General features: G+C 42.7%; 16 protein-coding genes, 3 tRNA genes and 3 pseudogenes. 16 read left to right on the top strand and 6 right to left on the bottom strand.

Annotated features, from left to right (window positions below):
* Position 1: 1 nt before the first annotated feature.
* On the bottom strand, positions 2-1,654 hold the full coding sequence (locus tag HUK62_RS03475; RefSeq protein ID WP_176537095.1) for an acyl-CoA dehydrogenase family protein: 1,653 nt from the start codon (positions 1,652-1,654) through the stop codon (positions 2-4).
* A gap of 78 nt (positions 1,655-1,732) precedes the next feature.
* On the opposite strand from HUK62_RS03475, the gene HUK62_RS03470 reads away from it, so the two are divergent.
* From HUK62_RS03470 to HUK62_RS03435, 9 genes and pseudogenes are all read left to right on the top strand, one after another.
* Positions 1,733-2,353 (top strand): TetR/AcrR family transcriptional regulator, encoded by a 621-nt coding sequence (locus tag HUK62_RS03470; protein WP_176537094.1) that lies wholly within the window; start codon positions 1,733-1,735, stop codon positions 2,351-2,353.
* Between the two features lie 380 nt (positions 2,354-2,733).
* Positions 2,734-2,796 (top strand): annotated as a pseudogene (locus HUK62_RS19210) (PAAR domain-containing protein); the annotation flags it as partial.
* Positions 2,797-2,802: 6 nt separating this feature from the next.
* Positions 2,803-3,153 carry a hypothetical protein gene (locus HUK62_RS03465; protein WP_267314105.1) on the top strand — a complete coding sequence of 117 codons (351 nt, stop codon included), beginning with the start codon at positions 2,803-2,805 and terminating at the stop codon, positions 3,151-3,153.
* Positions 3,143-3,469: pseudogene (locus HUK62_RS03460) on the top strand (zinc protease); the annotation flags it as partial. The gene HUK62_RS03465 and the pseudogene HUK62_RS03460, both read left to right, overlap by 11 nt.
* 66 nt (positions 3,470-3,535) lie before the next feature.
* Positions 3,536-4,701 (top strand): IS3-like element ISAba22 family transposase gene (locus tag HUK62_RS03455; RefSeq protein WP_176537093.1). Its coding sequence is split into 2 segments (ribosomal slippage): positions 3,536-3,794 and positions 3,794-4,701, totalling 1,167 coding nucleotides; the frame shifts between segments, so codons are not numbered across the junction.
* 130 nt (positions 4,702-4,831) lie between these two features.
* Entirely contained in the window at positions 4,832-5,308 is a 477-nt protein-coding gene (locus tag HUK62_RS03450; RefSeq protein ID WP_004726761.1) for a helix-turn-helix domain-containing protein, read from the top strand.
* Entirely contained in the window at positions 5,304-5,843 is a 540-nt protein-coding gene (locus HUK62_RS03445; protein WP_126038012.1) for an IS630 family transposase, read from the top strand. Before HUK62_RS03450 ends, HUK62_RS03445 begins: the two co-directional genes overlap by 5 nt.
* Positions 5,844-6,198, top strand: a pseudogene (locus HUK62_RS03440) (zinc protease); the annotation flags it as partial.
* Positions 6,195-6,596, top strand: a complete 402-nt coding sequence (locus HUK62_RS03435; protein WP_342755709.1) for an NF045616 family extracytoplasmic (lipo)protein — start codon at positions 6,195-6,197, stop codon at positions 6,594-6,596. The pseudogene HUK62_RS03440 and the gene HUK62_RS03435, both read left to right, overlap by 4 nt.
* Before the next feature lie 137 nt (positions 6,597-6,733).
* Here HUK62_RS03435 and katG read toward each other — a convergent pair whose 3' ends face one another.
* The 3 genes from katG to HUK62_RS03420 form a co-directional block, all read right to left on the bottom strand.
* On the bottom strand, positions 6,734-8,926 hold the full coding sequence (gene katG, locus HUK62_RS03430) for a catalase/peroxidase HPI (protein WP_176537091.1): 2,193 nt from the start codon (positions 8,924-8,926) through the stop codon (positions 6,734-6,736).
* 435 nt (positions 8,927-9,361) lie between these two features.
* The gene (locus HUK62_RS03425) at positions 9,362-10,417 is read right to left on the bottom strand and encodes an MBL fold metallo-hydrolase (RefSeq protein ID WP_176537090.1); all 1,056 of its coding nucleotides are present in this window, start codon (positions 10,415-10,417) and stop codon (positions 9,362-9,364) included.
* Between the two features lie 70 nt (positions 10,418-10,487).
* Positions 10,488-11,426, bottom strand: a complete 939-nt coding sequence (locus HUK62_RS03420; RefSeq protein WP_176537089.1) for a cation diffusion facilitator family transporter — start codon at positions 11,424-11,426, stop codon at positions 10,488-10,490.
* A gap of 318 nt (positions 11,427-11,744) precedes the next feature.
* On the opposite strand from HUK62_RS03420, the gene hcaR reads away from it, so the two are divergent.
* Complete coding sequence (gene hcaR / locus HUK62_RS03415; protein WP_176537088.1) at positions 11,745-12,644, top strand: DNA-binding transcriptional regulator HcaR; 900 nt, start codon at positions 11,745-11,747, stop codon at positions 12,642-12,644.
* A 302-nt stretch (positions 12,645-12,946) separates the two neighbouring features.
* Positions 12,947-13,624, top strand: a complete 678-nt coding sequence (locus HUK62_RS03410) for a DUF1345 domain-containing protein (RefSeq protein ID WP_114392485.1) — start codon at positions 12,947-12,949, stop codon at positions 13,622-13,624.
* Positions 13,625-13,884: 260 nt separating this feature from the next.
* Here HUK62_RS03410 and HUK62_RS03405 read toward each other — a convergent pair whose 3' ends face one another.
* Entirely contained in the window at positions 13,885-14,553 is a 669-nt protein-coding gene (locus HUK62_RS03405) for an HAD-IA family hydrolase (protein WP_176537087.1), read from the bottom strand.
* Positions 14,554-14,745: 192 nt separating this feature from the next.
* Complete coding sequence (locus tag HUK62_RS03400; RefSeq protein WP_004692575.1) at positions 14,746-15,684, bottom strand: RluA family pseudouridine synthase; 939 nt, start codon at positions 15,682-15,684, stop codon at positions 14,746-14,748.
* Positions 15,685-16,441: 757 nt separating this feature from the next.
* Between HUK62_RS03400 and HUK62_RS03395 the strand changes: the two genes are divergently transcribed.
* From HUK62_RS03395 to HUK62_RS03375, 5 genes are all read left to right on the top strand, one after another.
* On the top strand, positions 16,442-19,909 hold the full coding sequence (locus tag HUK62_RS03395; protein WP_176537086.1) for an Rne/Rng family ribonuclease: 3,468 nt from the start codon (positions 16,442-16,444) through the stop codon (positions 19,907-19,909).
* A 170-nt stretch (positions 19,910-20,079) separates the two neighbouring features.
* The gene (locus HUK62_RS03390; RefSeq protein WP_176537085.1) at positions 20,080-21,921 is read left to right on the top strand and encodes a long-chain-acyl-CoA synthetase; all 1,842 of its coding nucleotides are present in this window, start codon (positions 20,080-20,082) and stop codon (positions 21,919-21,921) included.
* A gap of 130 nt (positions 21,922-22,051) precedes the next feature.
* A tRNA-Lys gene (locus HUK62_RS03385) sits at positions 22,052-22,127 on the top strand.
* 19 nt (positions 22,128-22,146) lie between these two features.
* A tRNA-Lys gene (locus HUK62_RS03380) sits at positions 22,147-22,222 on the top strand.
* A 102-nt stretch (positions 22,223-22,324) separates the two neighbouring features.
* Positions 22,325-22,400 (top strand) — tRNA-Lys (locus HUK62_RS03375).
* Positions 22,401-22,463 lie beyond the last annotated feature (63 nt).

Here is a 22,463-nt window from a genome sequence, read left to right as displayed (position 1 = left end):
TTTAAGCTGAAAATGCTCTATGCAGCAGTCGTTCTACGTCGGGTTGTTTCATCTCAAGCATCCCGACAACCCGACCATGAAATGGACTATAACGGCTTTGAATAAAGCCATCCGCCACATAGTCTGGTGCATGCCGTTTCAGTAGGACTGCTTGTGCCAAAATCACTAAACGGCTGACCAAACTGCGCCCCATAAATTGTAGTTCATCAGATTTCTGCTGGAACAACTGAAATAGATTTTGTAGCTCTTGTTTCAACTGTTCATCTTGCATAGCCGTGGCGGCCAAATCTTGAAACAGGACTTCAATCGACTCTACATCACGGCTGATGGCTCGTAATACATCCAAACACATGACATTGCCTGAACCTTCCCAAATGGTATTGACTGGGGCTTCTTTAAAAATACGTGCCATGATGCCGTTGTCGACATAGCCATTACCACCAAAGATTTCCATCATTTCCCCTGTCAGCTCAACCGCACGTTTACATATCCAGAACTTCGACGCTGGGGTCATAATACGTTTCCATGCTACGGACAGCGCATCCTCCGCTTCATAGCAATGTGCCAAATGAAAACTGAGTTGCATCGCCGCTTCTGTTTCTAAGGCTAAATCTGCCAATACGGCGCGCATCAGCGGTTGTTCAGCCAAATGCTTACCAAAGGCTTTGCGCTGACGGGTATAGGCAAGGCATTGCACTAAGGCTTGTCTAAGCATGGCAGTACTGCCCACCGAACAGGTCAAACGGGTATAGTTCGCCATTTCAATGATGGTTGGAATACCGCGTCCCGCCTCCCCAATCATAATGCCCCACGCCTCTTTAAATTCGACTTCGGAGCTGGAGTTACTTCGGTTGCCGACTTTGTCTTTTAAGCGTTGCACATGAATTGGGTTCTTGGTTCCATCCTCCAGCCAGCGCGGCACAAAGAAACAGGCCAAACCATCTTGTTCCGTCTTTGCCACCACCAAATGCACATCACACATAGGTGCAGAGAAAAACCATTTATGCCCTGTGAGCAAATAAGCTTGACCACGCCCTGACTCGGCGACTGGCACAGCAATGGTTTCATTGGCACGCACATCCGAACCGCCCTGCTTTTCGGTCATGCCCATGCCTAGCCAAATCGATTTTTTCTGGCTAATCGGCACATCACGTTCATCGTATTCGGTCGAAAGTAACTTATCGCCTATTTTAGCCCACAGTTCAGGTTCGCGTTGAATCAGTGGAATACTGCCTAAGGTCATCGAATTTGGGCACAAGTTTCCACACTCCACCTGCCCTGCCAAATAAAAACGCGCTGCCCACTCGACCCATTTTGAGGATGAATTGGGCTGATTAAACGGATGTGCATGAGTATCGAACTGACGATTTAACCCCATCCATTTATGCCATGCAGGATGAAACTCGATAAAGTCTTTACGGCGTCCGCGAGCATCAAAGGCGTGTAAAATAGGCGTATGCCTATTGGCGAGATCGGCATAGTCATAATATTCCGCTGAACCAACAACTTTGCCCATCTCTGTGAGTCTTGCCTGATCCTGACTACCATAACGAGTGAGAATTTCTTTTAAAACGGTATCGGTTTCAAACAAGTTGTAATTTTCCAGTTCATCAAATTGATTGCTGATTTGATGGGTCATCCATGCGGTATTCATATCACTTTGCTCTTGTTATGCTGTGCTTTTCATTTCAGTATAGAGAAAAATTGTGTCTGCCATGTTCAGCTTTGTGCTATGAAGAATCCTGAGATCCAAGTCCGCCGTAGACCGCGCCAGTCGCGAGCCAAGCTCACCCAAGAAGCTTTGCAAGAAAGTTTTGTTCGGCTTTTGCATGAGCGCCATGCGCACGAAATTACCATTCGGGAAATTACCGATGTGGCGGGTGTCGGTTTGGGTACCTTTTATGAGTACTTTTCAAAGAAGGAAGATTTGGTTGCATTGACCATTCACCAGCATGTGAAAACTAATGCGGAGCAGCTAAAAAGTTATGCACAAAGCCTGATGGAGTTATCCACAAAATTGAGTTTTGAGGACTATTTACAGCAAATTATTCACTTTCAGCTTGAGCAGATTCAGGCTCGACAGTTTCTCTGGGCACAGACTTTTCTACTGGAACGGCAGGTTTCAAACATTGAAAGCTATCGAAAGAGTTATGAAATGATGGTGCAGATGTGGCGCAGCATCCTTGAGCCTTATATTGAAGATGAAGTGCAACTCAAGCGAATCAGTTTAAATGTACAGCGGGTGTGTTATGGCTTTGTGTCGCAGACTTTGTTGGTCGAGCCTGAGTTTGAGGAGTGGGTAATGTTGGAAGGAGATATTCTTCAAAGTTTAGGAAAACTTAAGTTTGAATAAAAATAGCTTTTTTTAACTTAAAGATCCTTTTTGATTGGCAAAACATAACTAAACTGCTTACAAAAAATACTATTTGTCTAAAAATTGCTTTCCCATGATTTTCTGTGCTTACCTTTAAATTATAAATTACTGATATATAAAATAATATTTAAATTAGGTTCATATAAGCCCTATTATCTAAAATGGAATCAATATTTCAGGGTATTCCTTGGAATTTTGTATCGTTTAATTCTTATGGTTGAATAACAATATCGTTAAAAAATTATAAAAAATAAATGAAAGCATTAATCACAGTAGGTTGTAAAACAGATCATGGTTGAATCATTGTTTTAGGTGACTCATCTTTTTTAGTCGAAGGTAAGGCAGTACATCTTGATGGTATGACTCATTTTTGTCCTAAATGTAAAGTTCAATCACGTGCAATAGCTTCTAATCAAGGTTTTATGGTCGTGGGTGGAAAAAGCATTGTTGCTGTTGGTGATACCTCTAGTTGTGGATCAAAATATTTAAAAATTTCTGATTTAGCTGTGATGAGTAGTGGGACTAGTAGTCCAAAAATTGTATCTAATAATACTAATAGTTTTGTAGCTGAACCTAATTTTAAATACGGAAAAAAATTTGTACTACAGGATGAGTTAACAGGAGAACCTTTAGCTAATGTATGTTATGAAATATATATGAATGGTGAAACTTTCCACGGTAAAACGGATAAAGAAGGGTTTACTCATTTTATTACTAGTGAAACAGAAGAAGAACTAGAAATAAGAATAATTTTAGAGGATCATGAACATGGCGAATAGAGTAACAGGCAGAGGAAATCCTAAAAATACTGTTTTAAAGAGTATAACTTCTAAATTACAAAAAATAGATGCAGAGATGAAAAATCAAGCTGCTACTATTATTAAAGTCGGAAGTAAAAGACTGTTAACTTCTGGTGAAATAGCTATGTCTCGCCTGATTTTTAAAGATGCAATTGATTACTCTAAGGTCTGGATACATTTAGGTGGCTTAATACATACAAAAACAGGTAATGCCATGACGCCTGCTGGGGAAATCTATTTACCGAAAGATGATTACTTAAAAACACCTGACTATAGCAAAGCTACAGGTGAAAACTGATGTGTGCTGAAAAAACAGGAGGTTTTAACTTGGTAAACTAAACACACTCATCAGGAGTTTACCATGAGCAAGAAACACAAGACTTACACCACAGAATTTAAAGCTGAAGCCATCAAATTAATTGAAGCCAATCAAGGCAATGTCTCGGAAACAGCTAGACAACTTAGCATTTCAATGCAAACTCTTTCAAATTGGAATACCAAAGCAAAGGCTGGAACTTTAGCAGGTACAAAACAGTATTCACCTGATCTAAACGTTCTACTCGAAGAAAATAAAAAACTCAAACAACAGCTCAAAATAGCTGAAATGGAACGTGAATTTTTAAAAAAGGCAGCAGCGTACTTTGCCAAAGAAAGTCAGTAAGGTACGCCTATATGAAACAAAAAAGATATTCTTTTCCAATTACCTTAATGGCTCGATTACTTCATGTTTCAGTTTCATGTTTTTATGATTGGCTCAAGAGAGGCGTGAGCAAAAGAACGATTCAACGAAATCAACAGACGATATTGGTGAAAATAGCCCATGAGGAGACAAGGCAGAGCTATGGTTATATTCGATTAACCAAATACTTACAAGCTCAGGGCATAAAAATGAGTATGTACGCTGTACGTCAGATAAAAGCGCTGAACCACCTGTATTGTAAGCGACACAAGCGTTTTAAAAGGACTACGAATAGTGACCATAATCGAGCGATCTATGAAAACCTGCTGGAGCAACAATTCTCAATGACTAGACCAAATCAAGCATGGTCAAGTGATATTACGTACATATGGACTGTTGAAGGATGGCTGTACTTAGCAGCGGTAAAAGACCTTTACACGAAGCAAGTGGTTGGCTATAGCTTAAATGAGCGCATGACAACACAGCTTGTTTGTAATGCGCTAAATATGGCTATTCACAATCAAAAACCAACCAAAGAACTGATTGTGCATTCAGACAGAGGAAGTCAATATTGCAGCCATGAATATCGAAATATACTTGAGCAATATGGTTTTCAAGGTTCAATGAGCAAGCGCGGAGACTGTTACGATAATGCACCGATTGAAAGCTTTTGGGGAATACTGAAAAATGAGTTAGTGCATCATTACAACTATCAAACCAGAGAAGAAGCCAAAGCAGATATTATAAAATACATTGAATTATTTTATAATCATCGAAGAATTCAAAAGGGTTTGGGTTTTAAGACACCAAATCAAATGGCCGAAGACTTTTATAAGTTGGCTGCCTAGAATCTCCCAAGGGAAAGTCTCCTGATAATTCAGCGTATATCAAACCGTCATTGGTTTATTCATGAAATGGTAAGTTTACAAAAACAACTAAGCATGCGAAAAGACATTTTTGGTTAAACGATGTTTGCACATGCCACGGATTGTTACCGTCCCACTCAGCTTAGAAGAGCGTGAACAACTGATTCTTCTGACCAAGCACGCAGCACATTGGCGTGAAAGACAACGTGCTCAAACCATTCTCTGGCTTTCCGAAGGTAAAACTGTTGCCGAAGTTGCTAGGTTACAAGAGCGTATCCCAGAAACCATAAGGCTACAACGCCGACATTGGGAGCTACATCGGTTTGAATCGATTCAAGAAGGCCGTCGCTCAGGCCGACCCAATACACTGACCGCAGACTATCAGGTTCAAATCTTAGAGTGGGTCAACACAAGCCCACTCAATGCAGAACAGATCCGAGTCAAACTGCATGAAAAATACGGTGTGTCCGTGTCTGTTGAAACTCTGCGCAAGTTTTTGCGAGATTCAGGTATGGTCTTCAAACGCACCCGCCACAGCTTGAAAAAAAAGAGACCCGACCGCATTTGGACAAGCGCAACAGCAGATTGAAGCATTACGTGAGCAAGCGGCACGTGGTGAAATTGTATTGGGCTATGTTGACGAAACAGGATTTTCGGCTACGCCAGATAACCGTTATGCATGGACAAAGATAGGCGATGTTCATGCGGTTGATGCTGTAAGACTAAAGCGAGTCAATGTGATGGGTTGTCTCCTGTCAACGGGTCATCTGATCACCAGTTGCCTACAGGAATCCGTTAACAGTCGCTGGTTTTATGCCTATTTGATGGGTGTAGCAGCACAGGTGAAACGCAGCTATCAAGTTCCTTTGGTGTTGATTGTTGACAATGCCTCGATTCATCGCAGCAAACAGATGGTAGATTGGCGAAAGCTTCTTGTACAAGAGTATTCAACGACTTTGTATTTTCTACCTGCGTATAGTCCTGAGCTGAATAGAATTGAGATGGTTTGGAAGCAGATGAAGTATAACTGGCGGGATTTTAAGGTGATGAAGGCAGATCAAATAGAGCGTTGGGTTGGGCAGATTTCAAAGGGTTTTGGTAATGAATACATGTTTACTTTTTAGTTGATACTTACATGTTTGGCAATATCAAATGGGGACATCAACTGGTTGGCTTGGGATAAAACAATTATGTAAAGGAGGATATACTTCGGAGGTCAATTCTGTTGACTCGGACAATGAGTTAGAAGCCTATGACACGGACTTAGGAGGTCGAGATTTAAATAAAAAATTTCAAGATTTTAACTTTGAACAACAAGGTAGAATTATTGAGTTTTGGTTTGATGCTTGTTATTTACAAAAAGTTAATCCCAAACGGGATCATCATCAAAAAAGTTTACAATTATTAGGCTATGTTGAGAAAATATTAAGAGATTTTTTACTTAACCCCTCAAATAAAAATTTATTACCGAAATCGTGATTATGAAAAAAATAATATATAGTTTTGTAGCAATGGTGCTTATAGGTTGTAATCAGCAGAGTCGAGATCTTAATACAAAAATTATTAATGATAATTTATGTCTTTTCACGAATGAATCTAAAGATTATGGAAAAGATAATTTTCTAGTTCATTTTTCAAAAATTGACTTTTCTAAAGAATATCAAAGTGAATATGAAAAATCTTACTCAAAAACAGACTTACCTATTAGTGAAAAAAATTGTATAGCTATCCCATTAGATAAGTTAGAAAAAAATTTAGCTTATACAATTACTTTAAGCACTATTAATAAGTCATTTAACTCTCAAATTTGTATTTTAGAAAATAACAGCGGTATTAGTATTAAACAGGTAGAGGCTGGAAAAAGCACATGTGAATAACTCCTATCGCATTAATCCACTTTAAAATTAACACAATACACACCATACAAAAATAAACTTATAAATCAAATAATATCAGCATCTCATGATCTATAAAAAAACCGCTCTTTCGAGCGGTTTTTTTATTCCAGTGAAAACTACTTCACATCAAAACGGTCTGCATTCATCACTTTCACCCAAGCGGCAACAAAGTCTTTTACAAACTTCTCTTTGTTGTCATCTTGCGCATACACTTCTGCATATGAACGTAAAATCGAGTTTGAACCAAACACTAAATCTACACGTGTCGCCGTCCATTTGGTTGCCCCTGTCGCACGGTCTACAATTTCATAACGGTTTTTACCCACGGGTTTCCAGTTATATTTCATATCCGTTAAGTTCACAAAGAAGTCATTGCTGAGTATACCCACACGAGCAGTCAACACACCTTCTGGTGTACCTGCATAGTTTGTGCCGAGTACACGCATACCACCGACGAGAACCGTCATTTCAGGTGCAGTCAAACCGAGTAATTGTGCGCGGTCTAACAACATTTCTTCAGGCTGTACGCTGTAATCTTCTTTGACCCAATTACGGAAACCATCATGCTTAGGGAGTAAATCTTCAAAAGAATAGACATCTGTTTGCTCTTGAGTCGCATCACCTCGTCCTGCAAGGAACGGAACTTTGATATTCACACCCGCAGCATGCGCCGCTTTTTCAACAGCTGCCGTACCACCCAGTACAATCAAGTCTGCAATGCTGACTTTTTTCGCCAGACTCGCCTGAATTTCTTCAAGCTTCGCCAAAACTTTGGCTAAACGCTCAGGCTCATTGCCCACCCAGTCTTTTTGTGGTGCAAGACGGATACGTGCACCATTGGCACCACCACGGTAGTCTGAACCACGGAAAGTCCGCGCACTATCCCAAGCAGTATTAATCAATTCAACCGAAGTTAAACCGCTATTTAGCAACTTCGCTTTTAAGTCTTCAATTTCAGCTTCAGACAAAACATAATCGACCGATGGAATTGGGTCTTGCCAGATCAGATCCTCATTCGGCACATCTGCACCTAAGTAACGAGATTTTGGTCCCATGTCACGGTGAGTGAGCTTGTACCAAGCACGCGCAAACACTTCAGACAAGTAAGCTGGATCTGCATAAAAACGCTCTGAAATTTTGCGGTATTCAGGGTCCATTTTCAGCGCCATATCGGCATCGGTCATCATTGGATTACGACGGACATTGGGGTTATGTGCATCAACAGGTTTGTCTTCCTCTTTGATGTTAATCGGTTCCCATTGTTTCGCACCCGCAGGACTGGTGGTTTTTTCCCATTCATAAGTGAACAGTAGATAGAAAAACTCGTTATCCCATTTGGTCGGGTGTGTGGTCCAAGCCCCTTCTAAACCACTGACCATGGTGTTCGCGCCATTGCCTGTACCTTCAGAGTTATGCCAACCGAGACCTTGAAACTCCACGTCAGCGCTTTCGACATCTGCCCCTAAGTTTTGAGCTTTACCATTCCCGTGCGCTTTCCCTACGGTGTGACCACCCGCAGTGAGTGCGACGGTTTCTTCATCATTCATTCCCATACGGTCAAAAGTGACGCGCATGTCTTGTGCAGTACGAAGGGGATCTTGGACGCCATCAACCCCTTCTGGATTGACGTAGATTAATCCCATTTGTACCGCAGCTAATGGATTTTCAAGCGATTTACGGTCTTGGTCATTGGCATAACGGTTTGCCGTTGGTGCCAGCCATTGACGCTCTTCACCCCAGTAAATGTCTTTTTCGGGTGCCCAAATATCTAGACGACCACCACCAAAGCCAAAGGTTTTCAGGCCTGCTTCTTCATAAGCTACAGTCCCAGCAAGAACGATTAAATCGCCCCATGAAATTTTGTTGCCATATTTACGTTTGATTGGCCATAGTAGGCGACGGCCTTTATCGGTGTTGACGTTATCAGGCCAACTGTTGAGGGGTGCAAAACGTTGGTTCCCTGTGTTAGCGCCGCCACGTCCATCTTGTTTACGGTAAGAACCCGCCAAGTGCCATGCGGTACGTACAAACATCCCAATGTAACTACCATAGTCAGATGGCCACCATTCTTGGCTGCTGTTGATGAGTTCACGAAGATCTTGTTTCACCGCTTCTAAATCCAATGATTTGAATGCGGTTGCATAGTCAAAATCAGGATCCATCGGGTTGGTTTTTTTATCGTGTTGCGACAGGATGTCGAGATTGAGCGCATTCGGCCACCAATCAGAATTATTGGTGCTGGCTAAACTCGTTTGTCCACCATCTTTCTGGTGAAATGGACAGCCTGATGCTTGCATATTCTGTGTCATGTCGAGCTCCAAATTTGATCATCAAATTATGATTATCATGAACCGTTTAAAGTAATTATTACTGTTCTAACATAGCCTCTTTTGATGACAATCGAAAGCGAGTTTTACGAATAAAAATAATCGGATTCTTCCATGTAAACATTTAAGAAAAAAAAGAATTTTAATTTTTCAACAAGATAAGACCCGAGGAAAACACAGCAAAAAGAAAGCATTTTTATACGAGGTTGATGGGCATTTTCAATCGAGCTTATCGATCAAAACTCAGACAAACCTTACCAGCAATGTGCGCGGCTCAGATTGAGCAAAAATTAAATAGAAAAAGAGGCATACTTTCGCTTTATAGATTTTATTTGAAAGATATTTTGGTGATGTACTTATGGTCTCGGTGATGACTGTTTTGCCAGCCATCACCTGATCTTATACTTAAAGCGTTCATTACACGCTTAAACGTCGACCTTCTCTTAAGCAGACAAATGGATTCATCAGCTTCGAGCTATTTTTCATCGCCACTTTTAAGTCAATTTCAGGTTGTTCACGACTTTCATCGGTCAGCTGAAAAGTACGATAGTGAATGGCCATCGAGCATTTGGCATGCAGATCTTTATGCGCCTGAAAGGCATCTTGCGGGTTCATATGCATATAGCGCATCAGCTCACGCGGTTCATACGCCCCGATAGGCAGTAACGCAATTCGCGGTGCGCCAAAACGCTGATGCAGCTCTTTAAAGTGCGGTGAATAACCAGTATCCCCCGCAAAATAAGCATAGTCAGCGCCACAGTGAACACTAAACCCGCCCCATAACGCACGATTTTGATCGCGCAGACCACGGCCAGAACCATGCTGTGCTGGGGTGTAGACCAGTTTTAAATCATGCAGACGCGCCGACTGCCACCAGTCCATTTCCAATACTTGTAAGTGCTTGGGTAAATACCATCCATTGCCTAGCCCTGTATAAATGGGCATGGCGAAACGCTCATACAACCAGTTCAGACTGGCAATATCCATATGGTCATAGTGGTTATGGCTCAAGAGCACCGCATGGATGGTCGGTAAATCTTCCAAGGCAATGCCAGCAGGCATAACACGGCGTGGTCCCCGCCCTTGCTTCGGACTGACATGTTCCGCCCATACAGGATCGGTCAATAAGTTATAGGGCCCTATTTGGAGTAATACCGTGGCATGACCCACAAACCAAACCTGCCAATCATTTAAATCGGCATGGGGGCGATCTTGCGGCAGGCTTTTTTTATCGGCATGAAAGTGTGCATATTCTTGCGCCAAGTCCACATTCCATGTCGAAGATTTACGCTTAATCAACCATTTCAGCAAGTCGCCTCGACTACGGCCCTCAGGTCGACGAACCGAATTGACAAAGCGAGTCCCGTTATAATGGTCGGAGTGTAGAAACTGAAATTCGGGCTGTCGCCATGTATGGGACATGGTATTTTCAGTCGGAATTTGATAATGGAGTTCAGTTGATTTTGGCTTCATTTAACGTCGTTATCTTTATTGCAATACATCAGTAACAGGACCAGTTTTGAAAACTGACCTCTACCTTAACCTATTCCAAGCGTCCTTGCATTCGCTCTAACCACACTTTTTTTGATTGCGGCTTCACAAAGAGTGCCACAATCTCAGGATGATTTTGTTTAATTTTTGCTTCAATGCGATTGACACACGCTTCTATCTCATCGGTAGTGAGGTGATCTTCAAACTCTACGCTCAATGAGGCCAAAACCTGCTTGGCGCCCATTTGCTCGGTCAGTAAGCCGTTGGCCGACAGTACACCTTCATCGTCTTGGGCAATTTTTAAGATATTTTGCCGTACATGCAGGTCTGCGGTCTCACCAAGAAGCAAACCTTTGGTTTCTCTTGCCAGCAAAAAAGCGGACACCGCCAGCACCAGCCCAATCAGAATGGACGCTACCCCATCCAGTGCAGGCATATTTAAACGATGTGCCAAATAAATCCCCAGAAAGGCAATCAACAAACCAATTAACGCAGCGGAATCTTCAAACAGAACGGTAAACGTGGTGGGATCTTTACTGCGTCGAAAGGCTTCGAAATAACCCTGCTGACCTTTCGCCTTACGAAACACTTTCAGAGCAACACACCATGAAATACCTTCACTTACAAATGCAAAGCCAAGTACAACATAATTGATGGTCGGGTTTAAAATGGGTTCAGGGTGCAAAATGTGCATGATCCCATTGTACATAGACACCAATGCCCCTAAAGCAAAAACCATGAGAGATACAATGAAGGCCCAAAAATACAGCTCTCGCCCATAGCCAAAAGGATGATTAAAATTGGCAGGTTTATTTGACTTCTTCAGTCCATATAACAGTAGAATTTCGTTTAAGGTATCCACAACAGAGTGAATCGCTTCACTCAACATGGCAGAGCTGTTGGTCAAATAAGCCGCAATAAACTTTACCAGCGCAATGGCTAAATTCCCCAACAGCGCGGCATAGACCACCAGTTTATTTGAATCTGCCATATCGATTTTTAGCCCATATGTTCAATTAAATTCTATTTATGTTTTTATCATATCCAATTTCGGTAAAACGCAACTGTATTTTTATGTAGTTCACCTCCCCTGATTTTCAGGTGATTGGTATGAACTATTTTCAATATTGAATTAATACCTTTTAGCAATTATTAAACCTGTTATTTCATATACGAAAATCTCAAAAATCACCCCAAGATCATTTATTTTCTAAATAATTGAATCATCTTCACGGCATCATTGTTTATCGATTATACTTTACCGCAGTCATGGTAAGACATTTTTTGGATTAGTCAGTGGGTTATTTATATGGAACTTAGACACCTTCGCTATTTCATTACTGTTGCTGAAGAACTGAACTTTAGTAAAGCAGCACTGAAACTTTATACCGCTCAACCCTCATTAAGTCAGCAAATCAAAGACCTTGAAGAAGATGTCGGTGTACAGTTATTGTATCGAACCAAGCGAAAAGTTGAACTCACGGAAGAAGGCGCTGTTTTCCTTGAACAAGCACGTCTCACCCTAGCTCAGGCAGACAAAGCGGTCGCTATGGCACGCCAAGTGTCACAGGCCAAACAGCAGATGCTCCGCATTGGTTTTGTCCCTGTTGCGGAAATGAAAATCTTTCCTTATGTGCTGCCCAATTTAAGAGTACAAAACCCAGAATTAAAAATTGAGTTGTTCAGTATGAACAATACTGAGCAACTGCGTTTGCTGAAAAAAGGTGAATTGGACATTAGCTTTACACGAAATAATGTTCATAGTGATGAAATCGAAAGCCAGTTTGTACTGCGTGAACCACTCATTTTCCTGTTGCCGAAAGACCATCCTTTGGCCCAATACGAGCGAATTCCTGTTAAAGCGTTAAATGGCATTGATTTTATTATTCCCGTAGCCGAGCAGTCACAGACTTTGCACCAGACCATTTTAGAATTTGCCAAAGCCCACAATATTGAATTTAACATTGTGCAAAAAGCCGACAATATCCTATTCAATATCAATGCGATTGGCTTGGGGCTCGGCTGTACAATTTTACCCGGTTACATTGCGCCACTTAGCATGAACAACACTGTAATTCGTCCACTTGAGGTTGAGCTGCCGTATTTGGATCTGTATGTGAACTATGGTAAAAATAACAGCTCACTGGCAGTGACTAAATTTTTAGAATTACTGACTCGGGTATTTTATTTGGATATTAACCGCGAATAACTCCGCAGTGAGTCCTGATTATTCATCTCATTCGGCGCGCTACTATTTTCTGAATAAATAGTTACGCGCCTTTCTCATAGAACTATACGCTGTAAGACAAGCATATTTGCACCCTTATGTTTTTAAGCGATGTCGATGACATCTCGCTTTTTCATTTTGCATTCTTTTTAAGCTAGGATAGGCTAAGAAAAACAGGCTTTTGTCAAATTCCCTACAGCTGAAGTCCGAACACAGACTGGTACTGAAGTAGATCTTGTGACTTTAGCTGCACGAAAAAAAATAAAACGAAGAAGGAGAAAATTATGCCGATGCCCACTTTGCAGCGTTTAAAAACAGCAATGAAATTTCGCCCCTTCTTTTTCATTAGTTTTTTGCTAACTGCTGTTTTTTATACGCTGCTGAATACATTTACCGACTGGTCTTGGTCGACCAATTTATTGATCAGTTGGAATATTGCCGTCTCAAGTTATTTAGTGAAAACTATGACCACCCTGTGGTCTGTTGACCATCGGCACATTCTGCAACATGCACAACAGCAAGATGCCAGTAAATGGATCATTCTACTGTTGGTGATCATGACTTTGCTCATGTGCTTAATTGCGATTGTATTGGAATTGACTCATCTTCCGAATGACCCAACCATCAAATATGGGCATTTGGCGCTGTCCTTACTCACCATTATTAGTGCATGGTTCTTTATGCATACCGTGTTTGCCATTCATTATGCACATGACTATTATCTGGCTCTCGCAGACCAACAAGATGCAGGCTTAGACTTTCCCAAAACGGCTCAACCGACCTATCCCGACTTTTTATATTTTAGTTATGTGATTGGCACTTCTGCGCAAACCGCGGATGTTTCTATTACTTCGCGTTCGATGCGTATTCTCAATATTCTGCACATTATTTTAGCTTATGGTTTTAACACCTCTATTCTCGCCATTAGCATCAATGTCGCGGCGGGTTTTATCACGCTTTAAACGTTTTATTTTTTCATTTCTTGGTCATCTTCACAAATGACAACCATCCAATATAAAGACGATGATTGAAGTCATTTCGACGACAACATCACAAAAAAAGCCCCATCAAAGAGCTTTTTCAAATCACAAACCCAACAATTCAATCAACCGTTCATCAGCCTTAAAACATACTGAAGACAAAAGCTTTAAAGATGATCAACCCAAAACAGGCAGGCTCACTCTGACCATCTTCCACAGGCTATATATTTAGACGACTCAAATTAAATCACTTGTTTAAGGTCAACATATTGCAATAAATGCTGCTGCAAGCTCGGCACATCATCCGCGATGGCTAAAGGTTGATATTGTCTGAGCGTTTCAGGTGTATGCACCCCATAACTCACCCCGATTCTCGGCATGGCAATATTACGCGCCATCTCTAGATCATAACTGGTATCACCGACCATAATCGCGCGTTCAGCAGACACACCCGTTTCAGCTAAAATTTCTTCCAACATCAAAGGATGCGGTTTAGATTTGGTCTCACTGGCAGCACGTGTTGTGACAAATAGTGCTTGGCTCTGTGTTTGAGCCAATACTCGATCTAAGCCTTTACGGCTTTTACCTGTCGCAACCGCCAACTGTAAACCTGCTTCACGTAAGCCATTCAACATATCGGCTACGCCTTCGAACCAGACATCACCTTTCGAGTTCGCCACATAATGCTCGGCATAGCATTGCAAAATCTTAGTATGTAGCTCAGGTACTTGAGGAAATAATCGCTGCGCGACTTCTGGCAAACCTAAACCAATAATACTTTTTGCAGCATCAGCAGTTAAAGGTTGTGCAAATTGCTGCGCGGCAAACAATAAACTCGCCACAATCTGCCCCACTGAATCAAATAATGTCCCATCCCAATCAAAGATAATCAGTTCTACAGGTTTGTTCATGCTGGGGTTCCAATATTTACTTTTATAAAGACAATTTACACGATGCATTTGCTACACAATGGCGACAAGGAGTCGCCGTTGAGCTGACTTGCACTTCGCTTTAGAGCAGTGCTTAAAGCGCGTTCAGGATGTTCCATCAGCTCAACAAAAGCCATGTCTTTATCACCTCTCCTAAAATGAAAGGGAAAAGACTTAATCCTTCTTCTGCGCTCTTAACTGCGCCACAATACTCTGCATATCTTCAGGCAAAGGTGCTTCAATCGGCGCATAACCAGGGATGTCTAAACGCATTGCATGCAGACATAAACGACGTGGCTTCGGCCCTTTATATTCCGTTTCATGACCATATTTATCGTCACCTACCAGTGGATGACCGATGCTTAAACCATGTACACGAATTTGATGGGTACGCCCTGAAAGCGGCGATGCATAAACTAAGGTTGCATGCATAAAGCGCTCAGCCACATTCCACTGTGTTTTAGACTCTTTACCTTCACTCGACACACGCACACGACGTTCACCATTGGCCAGTTCATAACGGTGCAAAGGCGCATCAATTAACTGCTTGTCTAAACTCACCACACCTTTGACTACAGCAGCGTAAGTTTTCTTAATTTTGTGTTCACGCAACATGTCTTGTAAGCTTTTTAACACACTACGCTTTTTAGAAATCATCACCAAACCTGAGGTATCACGGTCAATACGATGAATCAGTTCTAAATATTTTTTACCTGTTGCCGCACGTAAGCCTTCAATCAGACCATAAGCCACGCCACTGCCGCCATGTACAGCAATGCCAGATGGCTTATTGACAACCATCAAGCCCTCATCTTCATACACCACACGGCTGAGTAAACTCTGTGCTACTTTGTCAGAAACAGGCGCCGCATTTTCATCTTTTTGTTCATAGCGAATTGGTGCCACACGAATCTGGTCACCAATGGACAGCTTAGTTTCTGCTTTTATACGCTTTTTATTCACGCGAACCTGACCTTCACGAATCAGGCGATAAATACGACTTTTAGGCACACCTTTTAAACGGCTAAATAAAAAGTTATCAATCCGTTGCCCTGCTTGATGCTCGTCCACTTCAAACCACGTCACGTTTTGCCATTGTTGGGTAGAATTCATACAGTTACTGCGACCTAAAAAATACGGAATTTGAATAAAAAATGACCATTTAGGCTATGCTTTACACAAGAAAGACTAGCTTAGCCCATAGGCAGATGGTACAAGGTTTGATATAGTCAGCGCACGGATACCACCATAAGTGAGTCAAAAGCTTAATCATTTCAATTTTAAATTGAATAGTTAAGAAAATAACTCAACTCAGCTTGGAACGGTCCCAAAAGAATTATGCCGACGCCGAAGGCTTATTATATCGGCAAAACAGCAAACTGTTAGGTTTAATTGTGCATCTGCACATAAATCAGTTTGCCCCAAAAAAATATGTGACCAACGAAGGTTGGTTTTTAAACGTAAACTGATATACATCAGATTAGTCGCTCCCTGATGTCGTATTCAGGCCACAGCGTTGATGCATATGGATCTGTTCAGTTGTAAAGGTACGATGATAATTCCGTATCAAGACACCCTATCCAAAAAGAAGGGTTGCTCTTCGAGCAAATGTGACAGTGAAAGTTACTTACATCCAATGCACCGCTTGTCCGCCAGTGAAACGCGCAGGAGACTTTAATCGTTTAAAGATTGAAGCCGTATTGCCATCATCAATATGTGAATCAAAACCGAAGCCGATCAAAAAGGCAGGTAATAAAACTCAGACCACAATCGGTTTATTTGAGATCTGAGCAAAATTGGTCCGTGATGTTTGATGTTCGCTACGTGTTTAGCGATAGTTTGCTGTGTATCACTATTAGGTGTTACACCCATGAAACGTATGTTGATTAATGCAACACATGCAGAAGAGATTCGCGTTGCACTTGTCACTGGGCAGCGTCTTTACGATTTTGACTTAGAGAATCGTACCCGTGAACAAAAAAAATCCAATATCTATAAAGGTCACGTGACTCGCGTTGAGCCTTCTTTAGAAGCCGTCTTTGTTGAATATGGTGCTGGACGTCAAGGCTTCTTGTCTATGCGCGAAATCGCAAATTCATATTACCAAGCAGACCCACGCCAAACTTCAAACATTCGCGAATTGATTACTGAAGGCACAGAGCTTTTGGTTCAAGTTGAAAAAGAAGAACGCGGTAACAAAGGCGCTGCCCTTTCTACCTTCATTTCTTTAGCTGGTCGCTATTTGGTACTTATGCCAAACAACCCGAAAGGTGGTGGTATTAGCCGTCAAATTTCAGGTTCAGTACGTGAAGAATTGAAAGAAATGTTGGCGTCATTAAATGTACCTCGTGGCATGAGCGTGATTGTACGTACTGCGGGTATTGGCCGTTCTCAAGAAGAGTTACAACTTGACCTACAGCACTTACTGGATCTTTGGGCGCAAATCCAAAACACAGCAAGTTCTGGTCCATCACCAATGTTGGTTCACCAAGAAGCGGGCGTAGTGACGCGTGCGATTCGTGATTATTTACGTGATGATGTTGCTGAAATCTTAATTGATTCAGAGCAGGCCTATAACGAAGCCTATAACTTCGTAAAAGCAGTCATGCCTCGTCAAATCGACAAGTTAAAAACCTATACGCTAAATGAGCCGTTATTTGCGCATTTTGGTATTGAAAGCCAAATTCAAACCGCTTATGAACGTGAAGTTAAACTTCCTTCAGGCGGTTCAATCGTTATTGACCAAACCGAAGCATTAGTGTCAATTGACATTAACTCTGCAAAATCAACCCGTGGTAGCGACGTTGAAGATACAGCGCTCAATACTAACCTTGAAGCGGCAGAAGAAATTGCACGTCAACTACGTTTACGTGACATTGGTGGGTTGGTAGTAATCGACTTTATCGACATGACCAAAGACCGCAACCAACGTATGGTGGAGGCGAAACTTCGCGAAGCTACACAAAGCGACCGTGCCCGTATCCAATTCGGCCAATTGTCTCGTTTTGGCTTGATGGAAATGAGCCGTCAACGTCTACGCCCTTCGCTTGAAGAAGCAACAGGTTATGTCTGCCCACGCTGTCATGGCACAGGTATGGTGCGTGACTTGCGTTCATTATCGCTTTCAATCATGCGTAAAGTAGAAGAAATTGCGCTGCGTGAACGTCATGGTGAAGTTCAAGTACAGGTTCCAGTTGAAATTGCAGCATTCTTATTGAATGAAAAGCGTCACACATTGGTTTACCTCGAACAAACTTCAGGTGTTCGTGTGACTGTACTTCCGCACCCACACTTAGAAACCCCACATTACGAAATTTCGTATAACCCTGAAGGCTTTGCACCAACCAGCTATGAACGCACAGAAGCAACACGTTCAAGCGAAAAAGAGTTGGGTTACGAGTCATCAGAATGGCATTTAGATGGTGCAGATCATGTGCATCAACATGCCGCTCCTGCGCCTGTACAACAAGAAAAAGGCAACAAAAAACCTCGTAACAACGCGCCACAACAACAAGTTGCGCAACAAGCCCCTGCCCAAACTGCACCTTCAAGCAGCCCATGTGCATGGTTAGAAAACTTGTTTGTACAAAAACAAGCCGCGACTGTCGATCAATCACGCTCTGCAAATAATGCTGCTGCTGCCATTGAGCAAATGGTAAATGGCGGTGCAGTGAGCCGTGGTCAGTTTGGTCAAGTTGGCACGCCTGCTGTGGCACCTGTCGCGCCAAGCAACAATGTCTACATGAGCGCTGCACCTGTTCATGCCAAATCTGAACACCGTGAAGATAAGCATGTAGAGAAAGAAGAACGCGGCACACGCCACAACAAAAAGCGCCCTAATAAGCACAAAGAGTCACGTGAGCAAAATGCGCAACATGACAACCAAGTTCATGAAGAAATTGTGCAGGTCTCTCGTCAAGATCAACAGCGCCAAGATCGTTATGAACAACGTCCTGAACGCAATGAATCACAACGCCAAGACCGTCATGAACAGCGTACTGAGCGCGGTGAACAACAACGTCAAGACCGTCCAGAGCGCAGTGAACAGCAACGTCAAGAACCGCGTGAAAACAAGCGTTCATCACGTCGCCAACACGGTGAGCAACAGCAAAACACTGATGTTCAAAACGAACAGCAAAATGCAATGCCACGTCGTGACCGCCGTAACCAACCTCGTCCAGAACGCCCAAATCGCCATCGCGACCCAAGTGTACTGAATGAGCAAGCGACTGAAGCAGCGCCAGCTGTGGTTCAAGAACCTCAAATTAAAGTTGAGTTGATTGAAGCACCGCGTCAAGAAATGATCACAACAGCCCATGTGGTCAATGTCGATCAAGCGCAAAGTGAAATCGTGGCATTAACTCCGCCTGCACACACTGCAACCGAAACCAAGCCTCAGCAAGCGGCTGTTGCGAAAGCAGAAGTTGAAGTAAAAGCTGAGAAAGTGGTACAGGAGAAAGCAACTGAAGTTGTAGCAGCACCTGCTGAACAACAAGCAGAGCAAAAACCACGTGAAAGCGTAAAACGTGCCAGCAATGATCCACGCCAACGCCGTCGCCAACAACGCGCTGCACACACACAGCAAACTGAAACACCTAAACTCACACCTTCACAGGTGCCAACTTTAGGTCAGTACACCATCAGCAGCTTGATTCGCCATGTCTATGGTGAAGACTGTTCAGTGCTGATTGAGCAGTTTGGTTTAATTCCAACCTTCAACCGTGCCCTTCAGAAATTTACTGAAGAGTATGCAGCAACGTTAAGCAAAACTGTGACAACGCCTGCTGTTGAAGCAGAGAAAAAACCGGTCACCCGTGATGTTGAAATCACAAAAGCGCAGCCTGAAGCAGAGCCAGTTCCAGTCTTGGATCTGACACCGCCTGCACCTGTGTCTGAACAACGTGTTGCAAATGACCCGCGTGAGCGTCGTCGTCTAGCTAAACTTGCTGCTGAACAAGCCAAACAAGCACGCGAAACAACACCTGTTGCTGAATCGTCAGCGCCTGAAACAGCGATTGTTGCGGAAACGCCTGCAGCTGTAACTCCACAGGAAAGCGAACCTGTTCTTGCAACAGAAAGCGAAGCACCCGTTGCCGTTGAAAGCAGTGAAGTGAAAAGCATGGCTGATGTAGCTGCGGTTGAAGAAGTGGAAGTTGTTGTTGCTCCGGTTCAAGCCAAAGCGCCTAGAGCATCAAAGCAAGCTGAAAAAGTAGAAGTGACTGAAACTGTAGCGGAAACAGCTGCGGACGAGTCGGATAAATCAGACTCGGACAAGCCAGTTCGCCCACGTCGTCCACGTGGTCGTCCACCGAAAAAAGCGAGCCCGACTGAGTCGTAATTCGCCCTAGAGTTGTAAATTTTAAAAACCTAGTCATGTCAGTGGCTAGGTTTTTTTGTTATTTTCGTCAGATTAGGTTGATTGCACTAGACCGAAACGATTAAAAGAACAAGTGTAGAAACTGAGCACTATTCAAACGCATTGGATTGCATAAAATAATTAGGATTCATATGAGCCAACACCCATCACATGACCTCATTGGTATTACTGACGTTGCAGCAAAACTTCCTCAATTCATCAGTAAAGTTCCCAACTTACTCAGTGGATTAAAGCAAGCATATTTACGTACCCCAAACACCCCAGCAGGCCTCGGGATTGCTTTTGAAAAAGCAGTGAAGCGCAACCCTCACGGTATGGCCTTGCTTTTTGAAGATCAAAAATTTAGCTATCAAGCCCTCAACGAATGGGCAAACCAAATCGGGCATTATTTTTTATCCATCGGGGCAAAAAAGGGTGATGTCATCACAGTGATGATTGAAAACCGTCCTGAATTGGTTGCAACCGTGATTGCACTTGCCAAAATTGGCGTTACTGCGGCTTTAGTCAATACCTCTCAAGTCGGTAAAGTGCTGGCGCATAGTATTAATCTGGTCAAACCCATTGCAGTCATCGTGGGTGAAGAATGCCGTGCCGCAGTTGATGAAATCCGTCATGATCTAAATCTCACTGCGGATCGTTTCTATTGGTTTGCTGACCAAGAAACCCAAAAAGATGCAGGCCTTGCACCAAAAGGTTTCAGTAATCTTGCTGAAAAAATTGATGCCTTTGCCAAGTTCAATACTCCAACCACACACAGTGTGCTGGGTAAAGATGGCTTATTTTATATTTATACATCAGGCACAACCGGTCTACCTAAAGCCGTTATTTTCACACATAGCCGCTGGACGTTGGCTTATGGAACCTACGGGCACGTACTCAACCTCGGCAAAGACGATGTAATGTATGTCACCCTGCCGCTGTACCATGCAACAGGCATTGTGGTGTGTTGGTGTGGCGTGATTGCGGGTGCGGGCACCTTGGCTTTGCGCCGTAAATACTCCACTTCTGCATTTTGGAAAGATGTGCAAAAGTTCGATGCCTCTGCCATTGGCTATGTCGGTGAGTTATGTCGCTACCTCATGGATGCAGCACCTTCAGATTTAGAAAAAGGCCACCGTGTCACCAAAATGATCGGCAATGGCATGCGTCCAAATATTTGGGACAAATTCAAACAGCGGTTTGGTATTGAAGAAATTTTAGAGCTTTATGCATCGAGTGAAGGCAATGTCGGCTTTAGCAATGTATTTAACTTTGACAACACTGTCGGTTTTTCACCCACGCCTTATGCCATTATCCAGTTTGATAAAGAAAAAAATGCACCTGTTTATGATGCCAAAGGTGGCTGTATCAAGGTCAAAAAAGGCGAAGTTGGTTTATTGATTGGTAAAATTACCCACCGCTCCCCTTTTGATGGCTATACCGACCCTAAAAAAAATAAATCAGTGATTCTTAAAGATGTCTTCAAGTCTGGAGATGCTTATTTCAACACAGGGGACCTAGTCCGCGACATTGGCTTTCGTCATGCCCAATTCGTCGACCGCTTAGGCGATACCTTCCGCTGGAAAGGCGAAAATGTGTCCACGACTGAAGTTGAAAACATGGTTAGTGAATATGACAAAATCACCGAAGCTGTGGTTTATGGGGTTGAAATTCCAAACACCAATGGTCGTGTGGGGATGGCTGCGATTACACTGGCAGATGGCGCTGAATTGAATGAGCAGGATTTAGCCCAAATGCTCGTGAGCTTTAAAAAATGTCTGCCTGCCTATGCTGTACCCGTTTTCTTACGCGTACAAAAGCAAGTTGAAACTACAGGAACGTTTAAATACCAAAAGAACAAGCTCAAAGAACAAGCCTTTGACCCGAAAAAAACGGATGAACGCTTGCTGGTCCTGTTACCCAACAGCAGTGCCTATGCAGATTTAACGCAACAAGTCTTTGATAACATTCAAGCCTATCAATATCGCTTCTAAACTCGAATTGCTTGTTTTTTAGCTACCTAATCACAAATTTGTTGTATTTATAATCAAACATCAACAAGTTTGCGATTTTTTACTTGCGCTCGATGCATATCTTGCTACAATACGCTCCATCAAATGATATGGGTCGTTAGCTCAGCTGGTAGAGCAGCGGACTTTTAATCCGTTGGTCCCGCGTTCGAATCGCGGACGACCCACCATTCCTTTGATACCCTTGATGGGTCGTTAGCTCAGCTGGTAGAGCAGCGGACTTTTAATCCGTTGGTCCCGCGTTCGAATCGCGGACGACCCACCATCTTTCTTGTAAAATCTAATTTTACAAACCTGCTCAGGTTGGAATGCTTTAAAAATTTCTTTTTTAAACTTTCAGCGAATACTCTTTCGCACACCTTGCTCAGGGTCGTTAGCTCAGCTGGTAGAGCAGCGGACTTTTAATCCGTTGGTCCCGCGTTCGAATCGCGGACGACCCACCATTTATTTAAATCCTCTTTAATTGCATTGATATGACATTTATTTAGCGAAATGCTATTTAATTC

Source organism: Acinetobacter sp. NEB 394, from assembly GCF_013374795.1.
Taxonomy (GTDB): Bacteria; Pseudomonadota; Gammaproteobacteria; order Pseudomonadales; family Moraxellaceae; genus Acinetobacter; species Acinetobacter johnsonii.
This window is presented reverse-complemented; position numbering and strand designations above follow the sequence as displayed.

Bases quoted from the DNA above. Each gene is read 5' to 3' on its own strand.
- HUK62_RS03475 (WP_176537095.1), bottom strand. From the start codon at position 1,654: ATGAATACCGCATGGATGACCCATCAAATCAGCAATCAATTTGATGAA.
- HUK62_RS03470 (WP_176537094.1), top strand. From the start codon at position 1,733: ATGAAGAATCCTGAGATCCAAGTCCGCCGTAGACCGCGCCAGTCGCGA.
- HUK62_RS03450 (WP_004726761.1), top strand. From the start codon at position 4,832: ATGCCACGGATTGTTACCGTCCCACTCAGCTTAGAAGAGCGTGAACAA.
- katG (WP_176537091.1), bottom strand. From the start codon at position 8,926: ATGACACAGAATATGCAAGCATCAGGCTGTCCATTTCACCAGAAAGAT.
- HUK62_RS03425 (WP_176537090.1), bottom strand. From the start codon at position 10,417: ATGAAGCCAAAATCAACTGAACTCCATTATCAAATTCCGACTGAAAAT.
- HUK62_RS03420 (WP_176537089.1), bottom strand. From the start codon at position 11,426: ATGGCAGATTCAAATAAACTGGTGGTCTATGCCGCGCTGTTGGGGAAT.
- hcaR (WP_176537088.1), top strand. From the start codon at position 11,745: ATGGAACTTAGACACCTTCGCTATTTCATTACTGTTGCTGAAGAACTG.
- HUK62_RS03410 (WP_114392485.1), top strand. From the start codon at position 12,947: ATGCCGATGCCCACTTTGCAGCGTTTAAAAACAGCAATGAAATTTCGC.
- HUK62_RS03405 (WP_176537087.1), bottom strand. From the start codon at position 14,553: ATGAACAAACCTGTAGAACTGATTATCTTTGATTGGGATGGGACATTA.
- HUK62_RS03400 (WP_004692575.1), bottom strand. From the start codon at position 15,684: ATGAATTCTACCCAACAATGGCAAAACGTGACGTGGTTTGAAGTGGAC.
- HUK62_RS03395 (WP_176537086.1), top strand. From the start codon at position 16,442: ATGAAACGTATGTTGATTAATGCAACACATGCAGAAGAGATTCGCGTT.
- HUK62_RS03390 (WP_176537085.1), top strand. From the start codon at position 20,080: ATGAGCCAACACCCATCACATGACCTCATTGGTATTACTGACGTTGCA.